This is a genomic window from Bacillus sp. UNC438CL73TsuS30, from assembly GCF_000482325.1.
In the GTDB taxonomy this organism is placed as follows: Bacteria; Bacillota; Bacilli; order Bacillales; family Cytobacillaceae; genus Neobacillus.
In genome coordinates this window covers 624,591-642,908 of record NZ_KI535295.1, presented here as the reverse complement: position 1 = coordinate 642,908, position 18,318 = coordinate 624,591, and the positions used below count along the sequence as shown (strand labels likewise).

Sequence of the window (18,318 nt, the reverse complement as noted above, 5' to 3'; positions counted from 1 at the left end):
TAGAAATTAATTTTTACGTGTACCAGCCGCCGTTTATGGCAAGAATTTGTCCTGTTATATACGACGATTCTTCGGATAATAAAAAGGCGGTGCCTTTTGCGATTTCTTCCGGTAATCCAAGCCTTCCCATTGGGATTTCCTCATGGATTGATTCCAATTCTTCTTTAGTAAAACCCGTCATCATCGGTGTTGCAACGGCACCTGGAGCAATCGCATTTACGCGAATGCCACTCCGTGCTACTTCTTTACTTAACGCTTTTACAAAGGCAATTTGTGCGCCCTTCGCAGTGGAATAGGCAACTTCACAGGCAGCTCCGGTTTGTCCCCAAATGGAACTGATGACCACGATACTCCCTGAGCCCTTACTATATAATTTCGGCAATAATTCTTTGGTCATCATTAAAGGATTTAGAACATGTATGTTCATTAATGCCGCAGCCTCTTCCTGTGATAAATCCACTAGCAGTCCATAATGACTGTTGCCGCCGCAATGAATAATCGCATCAAGTGAAAAAATTTGTGAACAAATGTGTTTGTATCCATTTGAATCGGCCAGATCCGCGTGAATAGGCATATACTCCCCCCCATACGATTGCAACTTTTCCATTAAATCCGTTATCATTTTTTCATTTCGATTGTAATGTAAATATAAATGGTAGCCTTTTGCAGCTAATGTTAAAGCAATCGCTTGTCCGATTCCTCCACTTGCCCCCGTGATGAGTGCATATTTTTTCAAAAGCCTCACTCTTTCTACTTATAAAATAAAAAAGCGCCGTTCTACGACGCTTTCCTAAACTAATTCTTCTTCGGAATAACCTGACAAACCGAAAATCGCTCTTCAGAAACAATTTCAGATGCCAATTGCTGTACATCCTTTAAGGTTATCTTTTCAAGCATAGGAACAACATCAAATAAATTCATATCATTAAATGCATACCGGGTAAATTGATTGGCAATATATTCAGGAGAGTTGACTGCACGTAAAAACGATCCTATTTTTTTCTTTTTCGTCCGCTCCAGTTTCTCTTCTGTAAAGATGCTGCCATTCTTTGCATCCAACAGCATTTTTTCAAGTCTTTCAGCAAGCTGATCTGCATCCCTTGTATCCCCACCGACCATCGCAAACCCAAACCCCTGCTCTTGGGTATAATCATAAGAAAACGAGTCATCAATCAGCCCCTCTTTATAGAGATGATCAAAATTCTCCGAGCTCTTACCGAATAACAAATCAAGCAAGATATTCGTCGTTAATTCATTTTTCAACAGTTCATCGCCTTTTTGATCCACATGAAAAGCTTTGATTCCTACTAAGCACTTAGGCGTTTGGACATTCATTTCAAGTACCTGTTTCTTTTCTGCAGCCGCAGCTGGCTCTTCGTCAAATTTCCGTTTGATTTCCGGTTGGTCTTTAAATGGTTTTTTCGCCTGGTTTGCTCTTACTTGGTCCATAATGGTTTTTGGGTCAACCGGTCCAACAATAAACAATAGCATATTGCTTGGATGGTAAAAAGTATTGTAGCATTCGTAAAGCCAATCTTTCGTAATATGGGAAATTGACTCAATCGTCCCGGCAATATCAATTTTAACCGGATGGTTTTGATATAAATTTTCAATTAAGCCAAAATAAAGACGCCAGTCGGGATTATCATCGTACATCGTAATTTCCTGTCCAATGATTCCTTTTTCCTTTTCCACTGTTTTTTCCGAAAAATAAGGTTCCTGTACAAAATCGATCAACGTTTCTAAATTTTTTTCTACATCAGAAGTGCTGGAAAATAAATAGGCAGTCCTTGTAAACGAAGTAAAGGCATTGGCGGATGCACCTTGACGGCTAAATTGCTGAAAAACATCGCCATCTTCTTTTTCAAATAACTTATGCTCTAAAAAGTGGGCAATCCCATCAGGCACTTTAACATACTCATCTTTCCCAAGAGGAATGAAGCAATTATCAACAGAACCATATTTGGTCGTAAAGGTAGCATAGGTTTTATTAAAGCCTTTTTTCGGCAAAATATAGACTTGGAGTCCATTGTCCATTTGTTCATGAAAAAGTTCTTCTTGGAGCTGGTCAGACTTAAGTTTCTCCATTATTGGCCCGCCTCCGTTCCGGTTAAGAAATAAATCGTATCAAGCTGAATTTTTTCTGAAACAGCCACGATTTGTTCCTTTGTTACTTTTTGCATTTCTTCAACCCAGGTACTTAAATGAATATCGGTATCAGCGACCACATTATGATATAAAACTTCAATTAGGCCTCTTGAAGTATCTATAGTCTCAAGCATTTGATTTTGAATCACAGCTTTCGTCTGGGTTAATTCTTCGTCCGTGAAATCACCCTTTTTCATCGCTTCCATTTGTTCATGGATAATTCCCACTGCTTGATCATAATTCTTTAAATCAATGCCTGAAACGACAATCATCAATCCTTTATGACTTTCCAAGCGACTTGCGGCATAGTAGGCAAGGCTGGCTTTTTCCCTTACATTAATAAATAGTTTGGAATGAGAAAAACCACCGAAAATTCCATTGAAGACTTGCAGGGCAAAATAATCGGGGTCCCCATAGCGAACATTGGTACGATAGCCGATATTTAATTTCCCTTGCTTGACATCCTGCTTTTCTTTCACTTCATTCACTTGCTCTATCTTCTTTTGATTTGCGCCGTTCGGTTTTTTCGGTGTTCGCGTTTCAAATTTGAGCAATGTATCAGCTATTTTCTTAACCTCTTCCTCTTTTACATCACCAATTACATATAAATCTAACTCATCTTCAGAAAATGCTTTTTTATAAAATTCATATAAGGCCTCTGGTGTGATTTTATCAACATCGTCTAGGTTCCCGTTTACATCGAGAGCATACAACTCCCCTTTGCACATTTCTTCAATCAAACGGACATTGGAGTATCTCATTTTATCATCATAAACAGATTGAATTCGCTGCTTTAATGTTCGTTTTTCTTTCTCGATTGTCTCGGAATCGAAAGCTTTGTCGGAAGCATTCGGTTTCGTTAATATTTCTGCCAATAACTCAAAACCCTTTTTCAATAAAGGACTTGGGTCACTTAGAAATTTTTCATTAGCTATTTCGATCGTAAAACTTATTACATGATTTTCACCTTTTTTAGATAAATCCACAAACAAGGTTGCCCCATACAATTCATCTAAATATGAGCGAAGTGCTGTAGTAGATGGAAATTTTGCCGAACTGCTTTGTAAAACATGGGGAAGCAGCGCCCTTTTGGTTACGTCCTCTTGCGATAATGGTGCTTTCATTTTCCATATAAATGTATTGGTTTTATATTTATCTGTTTCAATGACATGAAGCTTGTATCCTTGCATTTCTGTCATTTTTTCTGCAGCAGCATCCATTTTCATACCTCCTTCAAATTAAAAAAATCCCTTATCTAACCATATGTAAAAAATCATGCAGTTATTTTATCTTTTCCTTAGTTAAACATACGTATACTTTTACTATAATTTGCCACGTTGGTCCAGACAAGTTTCAAACGTAGAAAACCCTTGGACTTATGGTCCAAGGGTTTAAGAAATTTTAACGACTGCCTTTAATATAATGCACCCCATCTGCTTTTGGTGCTTCTGCTCGGCCGATAAAGCCAGCTAGTGCTAAAATCGTTAATACATATGGAGCAATTAATAGGTATACATCCGGAATATTTTTTAAGAAAGGTAAACTTGAGCCGATAATACTGATACTTTGGGCAAAACCAAAGAATAGTGCCGCACCCATCGCACCAAGCGGATGCCATTTACCAAAAATCATTGCAGCTAATGCCATAAAACCTTGACCGCTGATCGTGGAATGGCTGAAGTTTGAAGAAATCGATTCAGCATAAACGCCGCCGCCAATTCCGCCCAGAGCACCGGAAATAATAACTCCTAAATAACGCATTTTGGTTACGTTAATTCCCATTGTATCTGCAGCCATTGGGTGTTCACCCACTGAACGGAGACGCAGTCCGAATGGAGTTTTATAAATAATATACCATGCGATAATTGCAACAATTATCGCTACAAATGAAGTCCAGTAAGTATTTTGGAAAAAGATTTTTCCGATCACAGGAATATCCTTTAAAATTGGAACATCGATTTTACTAAAGCTTTGTTGGATGATGTCCGTTTCACCTTTATTGTAAATTAATTTAACAAGGAATAAGGTAAGCCCTGTTGCTAACAAGTTGATGGCCACCCCTGAAACCGTATGGTCCGCACGGAATGTGATTGCCGCCACGGCATGGAGAATGGAAAAAATCGCTCCGGCTGCCATTGCTACTAATAACGATATCCAAGGAGTTGCAGCACCGAATGTACCGGCAAAAGTTAAGTTGAAGACAACTGCTGCAAAAGCACCTATAACCATTAATCCTTCAAGTCCGATATTAACAACACCGGATCGTTCAGAGAATACACCGCCTAATGCAGTGAAGACAAGTGGAGCTGCCCATAATAAGGTGGAAGGTACTACAATCGTCAAAATTTCCATTAAGCTCACTTACTTCACCCCCTTCTTACTGAATCGGTCAAGAACTATTCTTATGATATAACTTGAAGCAACAAAGAATACAATCAAAGCAATAATGATATCAACTAATTCCTTTGGTACTCCTGCCTCAAGCGGCATGGATAATGCTCCAATTTTTAAAATACCGAATAAAAGGGCTGCGAAAAATACTCCAAGTGCTGTATTGCCGCCCAATAATGCAACTGCGATTCCATTAAAGCCTACGCCTGTAAACCCGCCTTGAACCGCCATATATCCGAAAGTACCAAGACCTTCCATTGCACCGGCTACTCCAGCGAAGCATCCGGAAATCACCATTGAAAGAATGATATTTTTATTTACACTCATCCCTGCATAATGTGCTGCATCTTGGTTGAAACCTACGGCACGCAGCTCATAACCACGGGTTGTTTTCTCTAATAGGAACCACATAATAAAGCAGCAGATGATGGCAATAATGATCCCCCAGTGCATGGTTGAATGAGTGGTTAATTCTTGAAGCCATGGAGAACGTAATGACGCTGAGTCACGAACCATTCCTGTTTTAGATGATCCTTGATTTAATTTATTATTAATAATGTAGTTAACAGTATGCAAAGCAACATAGTTCATCATAATGGTAACAATTACTTCATGCACACGGAAACGTGCTTTCAACAGGCCTGGAATAAAGGCCCAAAGTCCACCGGCTACCATTGCTGCGATGATTGCTAACGGTAAATGAATGATTTTTGGTAAATCAAAAGATACCCCTACCCAAACGGCGGCAAGCCAGCCAACAATAAATTGACCTTCAACACCGATATTAAATAATCCAACTCTAAAGGCAAAGGCAACAGCAAGTCCTGCTAAAATATATGGAGTTACCTGTCTGATAACCTCTCCAACATAGTAAATATCACCAAAAGCACCATCCCACAATGCTGCATAGGCGGCAACAGGGTCATAACCACTTGCTAACATGATGATGGTCCCCACAATAACCCCTAAAATAACAGCAATAATGGGTGTTAAAATATTGCGTAAGCGTTTAGACATGTGTTCCTTCCCCCGCTTCTTTTCGATTCGAACCGGCCATCAGCAAACCCAGTTCTTGTTCCGTGGTTTCTTTTGGGTTTACCACTGCAACAATTTTCCCCTCATAAATAACGGCAATCCGGTCACTGACATTCATAATTTCATCCAGTTCAAAAGATACAAGTAAAACTGCTTTCCCATTATCTCGTTGCTCAATCAAACGTTTGTGAATAAACTCAATTGCCCCGACATCCAAACCGCGTGTAGGTTGTGCAGCAATCAGTAATTCTGGATTTCGGTCTACTTCACGGCCGATAATCGCTTTCTGCTGATTACCACCAGATAATGCACGTGCCAAAGCATATTCACTAGGAGTTCGAACATCGAATTCTGATATTAATTTTCTTGCTTTGTTATATATCTCTTTAAAATTTAATATTCCATTCTTTGAGTATGGTTTTTTATAATAGGTTTGCAGCACCATATTTTCAGCAATTGGATAGTTCAAAACTAGACCATGCTTATGTCTGTCTTGTGGAATATGACCGACCCCGGATTCAGTTACTTTTCTCGGTGAAAGTCCGAAAAGTTCTTTTCCATTTACTTTCACACTTCCGCTATCAGCCTTTCTTAACCCGGTAATGGCCTCGATGAATTCTGATTGGCCATTCCCGTCGACTCCGGCAATTCCAACAATCTCACCCGCACGAACTGTTAAGCTAAGTCCATTTACAACCGTTACACCGCGTGAGTCCTTCACTAGTAAATCCTTGACCTCAAGTACATCTTGTTTCGGATTTGGCGGTTTCTTTTCCGTTTTAAAAACAACCTCACGGCCAACCATTAAATTTGCCAGTTCATTTGGGTTGGTCTCACTGACATTGACTGTACCGATCCCTTTTCCTTTACGAATAACCGTACAGCGGTCAGCAACCTCCATAATTTCTTTCAATTTATGAGTAATGATAATGATGGATTTACCTTCTTTTATCAACGTTTTCATGATTTGAATCAGTTCATGAATTTCCTGAGGCGTTAAAACTGCGGTAGGTTCGTCAAAGATCAAAATTTCCGCACCGCGATAGAGTGTTTTTAAAATTTCTACACGTTGCTGCATCCCTACGCTGATTTCCGAAATTTTAGCCTGTGGATCAACGGCTAACCCATAACGCTCTGAAATTTCACGTACTTCTTTTTCCGCTTTTTTCAGATCAATCCTTCCGGCAGTTGTGATTTCTTTTCCTAAAATGATATTTTCTGTTACCGTAAATTTATCAACAAGCATAAAATGCTGATGCACCATTCCAATTCCAAGGTCATTGGCAATGTTCGGATTTGATATTTTTACAGGTTTACCATGAACCCGAATCTCCCCTTGCTCTGGTTGGTATAAACCAAAAAGGACGTTCATTAATGTAGTTTTCCCGGCTCCATTTTCCCCCAGTAACGCATGGATTTCTCCCTTTTTCAATTGAAGGGTAATGTTATCATTTGCAACAAAGCTGCCAAATTCCTTGCGGATATTAAGCATTTCAATAACATATTCCATCCTATCTCACTTCCTTTTAAAAGGTTTTTGAAATTTTATACATAAGTAGTAAGAGGTCAGACCTTAATTTTTATTAAAAAAATAGGGAATTCTTCCCTCGGTAAACCCTAACTGAAAAGTAGAATTAAAAATATAATTCTACACTTCATTTAAGGTTCAAAAAAAATAAGCGGGCCGGTAATTAAACCCGCTTAATGTGTTATATTATTGAGCTTTAAATGATTTTAATTCTTTAAGTGTTCCAGGAACTTTTATAGCACCAGATTTAATCTTATCTGTCCAATCTTTTACTGCTTTTTCAATTGCAGCCTTGTTAGATGCCTTGCTGTTAATTGGCGCTAAGCCAACTCCATCCTCATGTAAGCCGTAAACCGTTGTTTGGCCTCCAGGGAAGTTGCCTTCTTTCGCTTTTGTAGCAATATCTTTAACTGCTAGGTCAACACGTTTCATTGCAGATGTTAAGACAACATCCGGACCCATAAAGCTTTGGTCTTGGTCTACACCAATTGCCCAGATTTCTTTGTTTGGATCTTTCTTCTTAAGGTCAGAAGCTTCCTTGAATAAACCATTACCAGTCGCACCAGCAGCATGGAATACTACGTCATCACCAGATGAATACATTTTAGAAGCAATAGTTTGACCAAGTTCTGCTTTATCAAATGCACCTGAATACTGTACATCAACTTTTGCTTCAGGTTTAGCAGCTTTTACACCTGCTAAGAACCCAGCCTCAAAACGTTCGATAACAGGGATTTTCATACCACCGATGAAACCGATTTTGTTTGTCTTTGTTTGCAGGGCTGCCGCAACACCAGCTAGGAATGCTGCTTCTTGCTCTTTAAATAGGACGCTGGCAACATTTGGTTCTTTTACTTCATCATCAATGATAGCAAAATTATTTTTAGGTTGTTGTTTAGCAATTTCATCCACAGCATTGTGCATGAGGAAACCAATTCCAAATACTAAATTAAAGCCTTGGCGTGCAAGTGTATTTAAGTTTGTTGAATAGTCAGCATCAGAAGTAGATTGAAGGTAATCGAAACCTTCTTTACCCTTTGTTAATCCATTTTCTTTACCATAATCTTGAAGACCTTGCCAAGCAGATTGGTTAAATGATTTGTCGTCAACACCACCGACATCTGTAACCATTGCTACAGTAAAGGCTTTTTCTTTCTTGCCGCCATCTTTAGCAGTATCGTTTGTGTTGTCATTGCTTTTTCCACATGCACCTAGAAGTGTTCCAGCAGCAAGAACGAGTGATAGCGCCATTCCAATTTTACGCTTTTTCAAGATATTGACCCCCTAAAGATTGTTGTTTTGATTAAGTAGAAATGGAAGAAAGCAGAAATGTTTCCGTTTTCATAATCGCCTAAAAAAATTAAAATCTTTTCCGAAGCACGCGAAAACTAAACTTATCTGCTTTAAAATAGTTTACCGAAAAAAGTATAGGTTCATCCGTTTCATCGAAATGCATTTGCTTTAAAACAAGCAAAGCGGTTTCAGGGTCACATTCTAGAATTGGGGAAATTTTCTCATGGTAACCAATTGGTTCAATCTGGGCAACTGCATATGTAATTTTGCGATTCGCCTCTTCCTCTAAAATCTTGAAGATTGACTCTTTCCCGTGAGAAAAAGTTTCGGGCAAAATATTTTCAGGTACCTTGTCAACACAATAGACAACCGGTTCCCCATTTGCAGTTCTGACCCGTTCCATGACAACCATTTCCTCATTTATAGAACATGAGAAACGGCGAATATCCTCCTCGGTAGGTCTTTGGGTAGATGAACTTAGGAATATTGTCCCCGGTTTCATCCCCGCTTGCTTAATCATGTCAGTGACACTATTAAGTTGTTCAATCCCAGAAGTAAACAATGGCTTCGAATTTACGAAGGTTCCCACTCCGTGGCGCCTTATAATCACATTTTCCTCCTCGAGAATACGAAGCGCCTCTCGAAGAGTAGCCCTGCTTACACCTAGATGTTTTGCAAGATCAAATTCTGAAGGTAATTTTTCTTTTTCTTTATAAACACCTTCTTCAATATCTTGCTTTAACCGATCGATAACTTGTAAATACAAGTGCCGATTATCTGACCTAATAGACATGCAGGTTCCTCCAGCCTTTTCCTAAGACATCAGACATCTGATGTATAATCATTCCTACTAATCGAAAATAATATAACATTTTTTCGGTGATAAATAAATAGAAATTATTCATTTTGTCGAAAAAAGCCACAAATGATGAAATTTGTCGAAATTCCAAGTGTTTTGAACTTATAAATATGATATAATTCCTCTTCCAAATATATCATATAGGTCTTTTGGAATAAGGAGTTTCCCAATATTATATGTTTTCCATAGTGAAATTATATGAAAAAAGAGCCAGAAGCTGGCTCTTTTTTAAACTTATTTAGGAACTAATCTCCTCATTTGGTTTACTTGTTAGCAAAACTACGCGCGGCTTACTTCCTTCATATGGTCCAACTACACCGCGTGCTTCCATTTCATCAATGAGCCGGGCAGCTCTCGTGTATCCAATTCTAAATCTCCGTTGCAGCATCGAAACAGAGGCCGTTTGCATTTCAATAATTAAATTAACGGCTTCGTCATATAGGTCATCGTCCACTGCACCGGTGGTTTCGGGGAGATCGTCTGGAATCATTTCTTCTTGATACTGTGCTTTTTGTTGTCCAATAACAAAGTTTACTATATCCTCAACCTCATCGTCGGAGAGAAAGGCTCCCTGAACCCTAATTGGCTTCGATTCCCCCACCGGGAGGAACAGCATATCCCCTCTGCCCAGCAGTTTTTCCGCACCACCCATATCCAGGATCGTCCTCGAGTCGGTTGAACTTGAAACCGCAAAAGCTATTCTTGATGGAATATTTGCTTTAATAACCCCTGTAATGACATCAACAGATGGACGTTGTGTTGCAATAATTAAGTGAATCCCTGCTGCACGAGCCATTTGTGCCAATCTAGTAATGGAGTCTTCAACATCTGAGGAGGCAACCATCATTAAATCCGCTAACTCATCGACAATAACCACAATATAAGGTAATAATGGCTGTTTTTCACCCGTTTCCAAATTATGGCGTTTCATATGATCATTATAACCTTCTATGTTCCTAGTTCCAGTATAGGAGAATAATTCATAACGTCTTTCCATTTCACTAACAACCTTTTTTAAAGCCTGAGATGCCTTTTTTGCATCGGTCACGACTGGTGCTAATAAATGGGGGATACCATTATAAACATTTAATTCAACCATTTTTGGATCAATCATCATTAATTTTACTTCATGCGGCTTTGCTCGCATTAAAATACTAGTAATAATCCCATTGATACAAACACTCTTTCCGCTTCCTGTAGCACCTGCAACAAGTAGGTGCGGCATTTTATTTAGTTCTGCAAGAACCGCTTCCCCTGTTATATCCCTGCCTAACCCTATTAACAGCTTGGCTTCAGGCTTATCATTTTGCGTTGCTTCAAGAACCTCTCTTAGTGAAACCATTGCTACTTCTGAATTAGGAACTTCGATGCCAATAGCTGATTTTCCGGGAATAGGTGCCTCTATCCGGATATCCTTTGCAGCTAGCGCCAGTGCTAAGTCGTCACTCAGGCTAACGATTTTACTAACCTTTACCCCTACGTCTGGGTGAACCTCATACTTGGTTACTGCTGGCCCTAAATGGACTTGAGTTACACGAGCTTTAACACCAAAACTTTGAAACGTCCGCTCAAGCTTGGCAGCATTTGCATGGATTAATTCATACTCACCACTTTGGTCTGTTTTCCGCGGCATCCGCAGCAATCTAAGCGGTGGCAGTTCATAAGCTGTATTTTCCACCTCAGTAAACGTAATCGGCGGACTTTGATCATCTTCTGCTACGGTTGGTACCATCGCATTTTCCTGCATTCCTTCTTGTTGTTCAGTTTCTGATGGTACATCATCCTGATAAGCCCTGTCAGCAAAACTTGATATGATAGGTTCAGGCATTCTAATCTCTTCCGGCTCCGTCACAGTCGGATCGGCGTTTTCAGGCTGTACTCTAGAACGTCGATTTCCTCGTTGCTCCCGCTGCTGGTTCCTTCTTTCCACTTTCCGCTCTTCCTGTTTTTGTTTCCACTCAGCCATGTCTGCTTTAAACGCGATCCACTGACTTTTTCCAAAGGCAAAAATGGTCATGAGAACTTTTCCAATAAAATCTCCAAAAGATTTTCCTGTTATTAAAATAAAACCAATCAGAACAAAGATAAACGCAACAATTTTGGTCCCGGTTTCCGCAAATAGAAAATGAAATAAAGCAAATAACACAGCACCAATCATCCCGCCACCTAAATCGTGTGTACTGGTTTCTCCCTTTACTTCCATCATAAACAATTCCCAAGTATTATTGATTACACTAGGATTTTTAAATCGTCCGCCGTTTGACAGAAGATCAAACAATGTCACATGGCTTAAAAGAAGAATCGAGGAAATAATAAAATAAGAGCCTACTAATTTAAGATTGAAAAAAAAGGGCACGGTTCTTTTCCACATTAAATATACACTCATCACCACTAATCCAATTAAACAGAGCATATACCATTCTCCCATCCAAAAACGGAAGAATAGGACTGAAGATTTCCCCACTGCCCCAAGCTTCGCCATGGAAATGATGGCTAATGCCAATAACGCTAAGGCTGTTAATTCATATTGAACAGTCTTTTTTAATTGAATGTCTCTTTTTTTGGCTTGCCTTCTCTTTTTTTTCGCCATCAAATCACCTGTAATCGTTTATATTAACTCTTCAACTATTCTGAAATAGCATTTTTAGGATAAAAAGGAAGAAAGCAGCCTGCTTGGCTGCTCTTGTCTTCTTGTCCTAATTATACCATAATGCCTGTTAGAATGCGGACAAACCTTCACTGTACGAAAAAGAAATTTTTGCTCCCGGACAAAATCGATCGTCTAGGAAATGCTGAGGATCACTGCTTAGTACACGGATTACCTGAACATTTTGTGGATCCATCATATCCACCAATAGTGGAACCCCTTGGTAGTTAATCATTTGTTGTTTAGAGAAAGCTTCTGTTTCGCTTGGAAAAATAAGTTCTTGCGGCATCATCGTATAAAGAATCATTGAATCAGCCCTTCTTTTTCTTCTTTTTGTAAATCAATCAATTCATTTAACTTTTTCATCGCAGCGCCAATTCCGCCAACTTCATCAATTAGACCATTTTTTACAGCATCGGCACCAATTACGTTTGTTCCAATATCCCGAGTCAGATTGCCCTTTGCAAACATTAGGTCTTTAAAGGTATCCTCGGTAATTTTTGAGTGTTTTGTAACAAAGTTCACAACCCGCTCCTGCATTTTATCTAAATATTCAAAGGTTGCAGGAACACCAATAACTAGCCCTGTTAAGCGGATTGGATGGATGGTCATCGTTGCGGTTTCTACAATAAAGGAATAATCGCAGGAAACGGCAATAGGTACCCCAATAGAATGCCCTCCTCCCAACACAACAGAAACAGTCGGTTTTGAAATCGTTGCAAGCATTTCTGAAATGGCAAGACCTGCTTCCACGTCCCCGCCTACCGTATTCAAAATAATGAGCACTCCTTCAATTTTGGGATTCTGCTCAATGGCTACTAACTGCGGTATGAGATGTTCATACTTCGTTGTTTTATTCTGCGGCGGCAATGCTAAATGACCTTCTATTTGTCCGACAATCGTTAAACAGTGGATTCTCGAGTCAGATGATAATTGAGGAACATTGGTTTGACCAAGCTGTTGAATTTTTTCTATTAAATTCGAAGATGGTTTTTCCTCTTTTTGAGGCTCCCCTCCATCTGGATTTTCGGATTCATTTCGAAAAATATTATTTAAAATATCCATCCCTAGACTCCCTTCACACATGATGACTTTAGTATTGACGTCTGCTTGAAATTCATGCTATTTTTTCAAATAATAAAGGCACTGAAAATTTCCAGTGCCTTTAAAACTAAATTTCCATGATGATTGGTAAAATCATCGGTCTTCTTTTTGTTTTTTCAAATAAATAGCGGTTTAGTTCATCGCGGATGTCCTGTTTTAGGCTTGACCATTCGAAGGTTTCCTTTGCAATATTTCTTTCCACGATTTCACGAACCAATTTTGTCGAATCATCCATCAACTTTTCTGATTCGCGAACATAAACAAACCCTCGTGATATAATTTCAGGACCGGCTGCAATTTTTTTATCCTGTCTTGTTAAGGTAACAACCACAATCAATATGCCATCCTGGGATAAAAGTTTTCGATCCCGCAATACAATATTTCCAACATCACCGACACCAATCCCATCAATCAGAACATTCCCTGAAGGCACTTTACCGCTAAAACCAATCTTCCCATCTTTTATTTCAACGATTTCTCCACGCTCAGGGATTAGAATCTGTTCGTTCTTGAGGCCAATTTCCAGTGCCAATTTCCGATGTGCTTGAAGCAAGCGGTATTCTCCATGAACGGGTATGAAATACTTAGGCTTCATCAGGTTAATCATAAATTTTAATTCTTCTTGACTTCCATGGCTGGATACGTGAATGGTCCGTTTACCCGAAATGACATTTGCTCCCGCTCTAAACAGCATATCAACTGTTTTCGCTAAAAACACTTCGCTTCCCCTTAATGGTGAAGCAGCAATTAAAACGGTATCACCCGGTTGAATATTGACGAATTTAGCCGTTTGTTTCGCCATTTTCTGCAAGGCTTCAATTGGCTCTCCTTGGTTTCCTGTCATTAAAATGACTACTTCATTGTCTTTATAGTCTTTTAATTCACTAATGGGGATGATTAAATCTTCTTCAACCTCTAAATAACCTAAATCAAGTGCAATATGATAAATTCGTTCAAGGCTTTTCCCAACGACCGCAACCTTTCTACGGTTTTCTATTGCAGAATCAAAAATATGCTGAATCCTGTTAATATCAGATGCAAAACAAGCAGCAATAATCCTTCCAGGTGCATTATAAAATGCATTGGACATTTCTCTTACAACAATTGCCTCTGAGGTGGTATAGCCTGGCTTTTCTGCTTCTGTACTATCCGACAACAGACATAGTACTCCTTTATCTCCAATCGCAGCCATTTTTCCAATTTCAGGCTTATAAAGCTTCGTTGCGGCCTGATCAAATTTAAAATCACCCGTATAAACGATAATACCTTCAGAAGTGTGAATACAAACGCCAACAGAATCCGGAATACTGTGATTCGTTTTAAAGAAACTGATATCTACAGAATTCAAGTTTAAAATGGTATCGGAATCCACTTCAATAAACGTTGGTGTTCCGTTAAATTCTTGTTCTTTAAGTTTCGCGCTTGCAAGAGCTAATGTTAATTTCATGCCATAAACCGGAACATTTACCTGCCTTAATAAATAAGAGAGTGCACCAATATGATCTTCATGACCATGGGTAAGGAAAATGGCTTTTACTCTGTCTCTATTCTCTGTCAAATAGGTCATATCAGGAATTACGATATCGATACCGAGCATTTCTTCCTCGGGGAACATTAAGCCGGCATCAATGACAAATATATCCTTGTCCACTTCGACAAGGTACATATTTTTTCCGATTTCTCCGATACCACCAAGAGAAATTATCTTAATGGAATTATTTTTTTTGCTTGTGATCAATGTTTGAATCCTCCTACGTTATTTATGCCGACCGAAATCAGTTATGATTATTATACTTGAAACACGAAAATCATTACAACCATATTCTGCGATTTGAGGCTATCTACTCCCTTAAACTAAAAAATCCAACCGGAAATCGATTGGATTTTTTGAATTATTACTTTTTTAAGAGCGCCGTCAATCTGGTGCGTTCCTGTTCGGTTAATGGGACCAATGGAAGCCTTACTGAACCTACATCTAACCCATTAAGCTGCAACGCTGTTTTGACCGGACCAGGACTTGGTGCTGCAAATAAGCCTTGCATGATAGGAAGCAATTGCTGATGGAGCTTCGCTGCTTTAGAATTCTCCCCATCAAAATAGGCCTTTACCATTTCTTGCATTTCATTTCCAATTATATGTGACGCAACCGAAATTATACCGGCACCGCCAATCGACAGAACTGGCAATGTTAAACCATCATCACCACTGTATAAAACAAAGTTTTCATCTGTATTAGCAATGATATGGGTCATTGCATTTAAATCACCGCTAGCTTCTTTTACTGCAACTATATTGGGAATTTTAGAAAGTCGAATAATTGTTTCTGGAAGTATATTGACCGAGGATCTTCCTGGAATATTGTAAACCATCACAGGTAGAGATGTTGCTTCAGCTACTGCTTGAAAATGCTGATATAATCCCTCTTGATTTGGTTTATTATAGTATGGTGCCACAACCATTATTGCATCAACGCCAAGTTCTTCTGCTTTTTTGGTGAGTTCAATGGATGCATACGTATTATTGCTGCCAGTCCCGGCTATAACCGGAACTCTCTTGGCAGCAACTTTGACAACATGAGCAAATAAAGCAAGTTTTTCTTCCTTTGATAATGTGGGAGATTCACCTGTTGTGCCAGCCACTACAAGTGAATCAGTTCCATTTTCAATCAAATAATTGACTAATTGAGTGGTCTTTGAAAAATCAACATGCCCCTTCATATCAAAAGGAGTCACCATCGCCGTCGATACTCGACCAAAATGAACCATTTTCAAAGCTCCTTCCATTTGATTGCCGGGTTAGAATGAGTCTCTTATATAGACTCTATACCTCATACAGTTTACACTTTACATTTCATTTCGATATACTTCAATTGCTTCTTCTTCCAATTGAAATGCATCATGCAGTGCATTGACTGATTTGACTAGGTCTTCTTGTTTGACGAGAACCCAAATGGTGGTATGGCTATCAGCTGACTGCAAAATTCGAATTCCATGGTCAGACAACGAAGTAACGATTTTGGAAGTCACCCCAGGGACACCGGCAATTCCAGCACCCACAACGGAAACTTTTGCACAGTTACGTTCAATAACAGGTTCATGACCCAAATCCTGTAAAGTTTTGATTGCCTTATCCGTCATCTCATCCGTCACGGTATAAACGACACCGTTCGGAGAAATATTGATAAAATCAACACTAATATTTTCATTTGCCATTGCCTTAAAAACCTCGGCTTGCAAGTAGTATTGATCTTTTTTGGCAAAAACTTTAATTTGCGTTACATTGGAAACATGAGCGATTCCGGTTACAATCCGTTCTTTAATATCACTGCCGCGATTTTCTTTATTTAAGGTTGTTACGAGTGTCCCGAGACTTTCAGAATAATTCGAGCGGATTCGAATGGGAATTTTCGATTGCATCGCAATTTCTACCGCTCTTGGATGAATCACCTTTGCCCCCTGATAGGCCATATTGCATACTTCGGTATAAGTAACAACCGAAAGCGGCCTAGCATTTTCTGCTATTCTGGGATCAGCGGTCATAACTCCTTCTACATCGGTAAAAATATCAATCCATTCCGCATTCAGGGCAGCACCTAATGCAGCGGCAGAAGTATCACTGCCGCCTCTGCCAATCGTTGTGATATCCCCATTTTTTGCTGCTCCCTGAAACCCTGCCACGACAACCACATCAGCATGTTCCAATTCTCTTAAAAGCCGATCACATTTCATTTCTACGATTTTAGCATTTGTATGTTCGCTATTTGTACGAAAACCCGCCTGGGCGCCGGTTAATCCGACTGCTTTGATTCCTGACTCAAGCAACTTGCTTGTAAAAACAACACTTGAAATGACCTCACCGCAGGACATTAGCAAATCTAATTCGCGTTTACTTAATTTACTGTTATTCCCGCCAATTAGGGAAAGAAGGGTATCCGTTGCATAAGGATCCCCGTTTCTTCCCATTGCTGAAACCACTGCGACTACCTTATAACCGTCTTTTAACGCCTTTTCAATATGAACACTAGCATGTTTCCTGCCCTTTTCATCCCTTACAGATGTACCTCCAAATTTTTGCACGATAATTTTCATGTTGACATTCAAAACCTGCCTTTTTATGAAAACTTTATTTTTCTTTCACTAAACCAAGTTTCACTAAACTTTGTGCAATTTGTACAGAGTTCCAGGCAGCGCCTTTTAGTAAGTTATCAGAGACGACCCACATATGGAAACCTTTGCCTTCATCAAGGTCCTTTCTGACTCTTCCAACAAATACATCATTACTTCCAACACAATTTGCCGGCATTGGGTAAACTTGGTTCTCCGGATCATCCTGTAGAACAACGCCTGGTGCATCTTTTAATAATGCCTTAATTTCTTCTGCACTTACACCTTCTTGGTCAATTTCAAAATAAACTGACTCAGAGTGACCTACTGCAACTGGAAGACGGACACATGTAGCTGATACAGCTAATTCTGGTAAATGCATGATTTTTTTCGTTTCATTGATCATTTTCATTTCTTCGAAGGTAAAACCATTTTCTTGGAATTTATCTATTTGCGGAATGGCATTAAAGGCGATTTGATAGTGGTTTTTATCGCTGCCTACTGGTAAAATTTTTGGTTCCACTGGCTCATTTGCCAAAATAGATTTCGTTTGATCCATTAATTCTTGCACAGCTTTTGCACCTGCACCTGAAACGGCTTGGTAAGTTGAAACAATAACTTTCTTTAGACCGAATGTTTGTCTAATTGGTTCTAGGGCAACGACCATTTGGATAGTTGAACAATTTGGATTGGCAATAATCCCTGTATGTTGGTGTAAATCTGTTTCATTAACTTCCGGCACTACCAATGGTTTATCGGCATCCATTCTAAATGCACTCGTATTATCAACAACAATTGCCCCGCGTTTTACGGCTTCCGGCGCAAGTTCTTTGGAAACACTGCCGCCTGCTGAAAATAAAGCAATATCAATACCTTCAAAGCTCTCAGGCTTCGCTTCTTGAACCGTATATTCTTCACCGTTCACGACAATTTTTTGTCCTGCTGAACGGCTTGAAGATAATAATAGTAATTTCTTGTAAGGGAAATTTTCCTTTACTAAGGTTTGGATCATCTGCTGTCCAACTGCTCCTGTTGCTCCGACTACTGCGACGTTAAATCCGCTTTGCTGACTCATTACTATAAGACCCCTTTCAATCTCTTATCCAGTTATTTCTTTTGGAAATAATCTAATTAGTTAAAACAATTCGCATGAAGAGAATAACCATCTCCAGCATATGAATTATTTATATATTCTAACATATTCCTTTAA

The 18,318-nt window shown here is 39.2% G+C and carries 15 protein-coding genes; all 15 read right to left on the bottom strand.

Features of this window, described 5'->3' with window-relative positions; translation table 11 throughout:
* Positions 1-13: 13 nt before the first annotated feature.
* The 15 genes from ymfI to asd all read right to left on the bottom strand — a co-directional run bounded on the left by ymfI (position 14) and on the right by asd (position 18,183).
* On the bottom strand, positions 14-736 hold the full coding sequence (gene ymfI, locus M028_RS0116915) for an elongation factor P 5-aminopentanone reductase (RefSeq protein ID WP_026574913.1): 723 nt from the start codon (positions 734-736) through the stop codon (positions 14-16).
* A 59-nt stretch (positions 737-795) separates the two neighbouring features.
* Positions 796-2,088 carry an EF-P 5-aminopentanol modification-associated protein YfmH gene (gene yfmH, locus M028_RS0116910; RefSeq protein WP_026574912.1) on the bottom strand — a complete coding sequence of 431 codons (1,293 nt, stop codon included), beginning with the start codon at positions 2,086-2,088 and terminating at the stop codon, positions 796-798.
* Complete coding sequence (gene yfmF, locus M028_RS0116905; RefSeq protein ID WP_026574911.1) at positions 2,088-3,368, bottom strand: EF-P 5-aminopentanol modification-associated protein YfmF; 1,281 nt, start codon at positions 3,366-3,368, stop codon at positions 2,088-2,090. Before yfmF ends, yfmH begins: the two co-directional genes overlap by 1 nt.
* 181 nt (positions 3,369-3,549) lie before the next feature.
* Complete coding sequence (locus tag M028_RS0116900; RefSeq protein WP_026574910.1) at positions 3,550-4,509, bottom strand: ABC transporter permease; 960 nt, start codon at positions 4,507-4,509, stop codon at positions 3,550-3,552.
* Positions 4,510-5,556 (bottom strand): ABC transporter permease, encoded by a 1,047-nt coding sequence (locus M028_RS0116895; protein ID WP_026574909.1) that lies wholly within the window; start codon positions 5,554-5,556, stop codon positions 4,510-4,512. It abuts the gene before it with no gap.
* Positions 5,549-7,084 carry an ABC transporter ATP-binding protein gene (locus M028_RS0116890; protein WP_026574908.1) on the bottom strand — a complete coding sequence of 512 codons (1,536 nt, stop codon included), beginning with the start codon at positions 7,082-7,084 and terminating at the stop codon, positions 5,549-5,551. Before M028_RS0116890 ends, M028_RS0116895 begins: the two co-directional genes overlap by 8 nt.
* 204 nt (positions 7,085-7,288) lie before the next feature.
* Complete coding sequence (locus M028_RS0116885; RefSeq protein ID WP_026574907.1) at positions 7,289-8,374, bottom strand: BMP family lipoprotein; 1,086 nt, start codon at positions 8,372-8,374, stop codon at positions 7,289-7,291.
* Between the two features lie 88 nt (positions 8,375-8,462).
* A complete protein-coding gene (locus M028_RS0116880) occupies positions 8,463-9,188 on the bottom strand; it encodes a GntR family transcriptional regulator (protein ID WP_026574906.1) in 726 nt (241 codons plus the stop codon).
* A gap of 304 nt (positions 9,189-9,492) precedes the next feature.
* Positions 9,493-11,844 (bottom strand): FtsK/SpoIIIE family DNA translocase, encoded by a 2,352-nt coding sequence (locus M028_RS0116875; RefSeq protein WP_026574905.1) that lies wholly within the window; start codon positions 11,842-11,844, stop codon positions 9,493-9,495.
* A gap of 127 nt (positions 11,845-11,971) precedes the next feature.
* Positions 11,972-12,208, bottom strand: coding sequence for a YlzJ-like family protein (locus M028_RS0116870; RefSeq protein ID WP_026574904.1), 237 nt, complete (start codon positions 12,206-12,208; stop codon positions 11,972-11,974).
* Positions 12,205-12,966, bottom strand: a complete 762-nt coding sequence (locus M028_RS0116865; protein WP_035424180.1) for a ClpP family protease — start codon at positions 12,964-12,966, stop codon at positions 12,205-12,207. Before M028_RS0116865 ends, M028_RS0116870 begins: the two co-directional genes overlap by 4 nt.
* Positions 12,967-13,072: 106 nt before the next feature.
* Complete coding sequence (locus M028_RS0116860; RefSeq protein ID WP_026574902.1) at positions 13,073-14,740, bottom strand: ribonuclease J; 1,668 nt, start codon at positions 14,738-14,740, stop codon at positions 13,073-13,075.
* A gap of 160 nt (positions 14,741-14,900) precedes the next feature.
* The gene (dapA, locus tag M028_RS0116855) at positions 14,901-15,770 is read right to left on the bottom strand and encodes a 4-hydroxy-tetrahydrodipicolinate synthase (protein ID WP_026574901.1); all 870 of its coding nucleotides are present in this window, start codon (positions 15,768-15,770) and stop codon (positions 14,901-14,903) included.
* A gap of 78 nt (positions 15,771-15,848) precedes the next feature.
* Positions 15,849-17,093: an aspartate kinase gene (dapG, locus tag M028_RS0116850; RefSeq protein WP_026574900.1), complete on the bottom strand. Its 1,245-nt coding sequence runs from the start codon at positions 17,091-17,093 to the stop codon at positions 15,849-15,851.
* Positions 17,094-17,127: 34 nt separating this feature from the next.
* A complete protein-coding gene (gene asd, locus M028_RS0116845) occupies positions 17,128-18,183 on the bottom strand; it encodes an aspartate-semialdehyde dehydrogenase (protein WP_026574899.1) in 1,056 nt (351 codons plus the stop codon).
* Positions 18,184-18,318 lie beyond the last annotated feature (135 nt).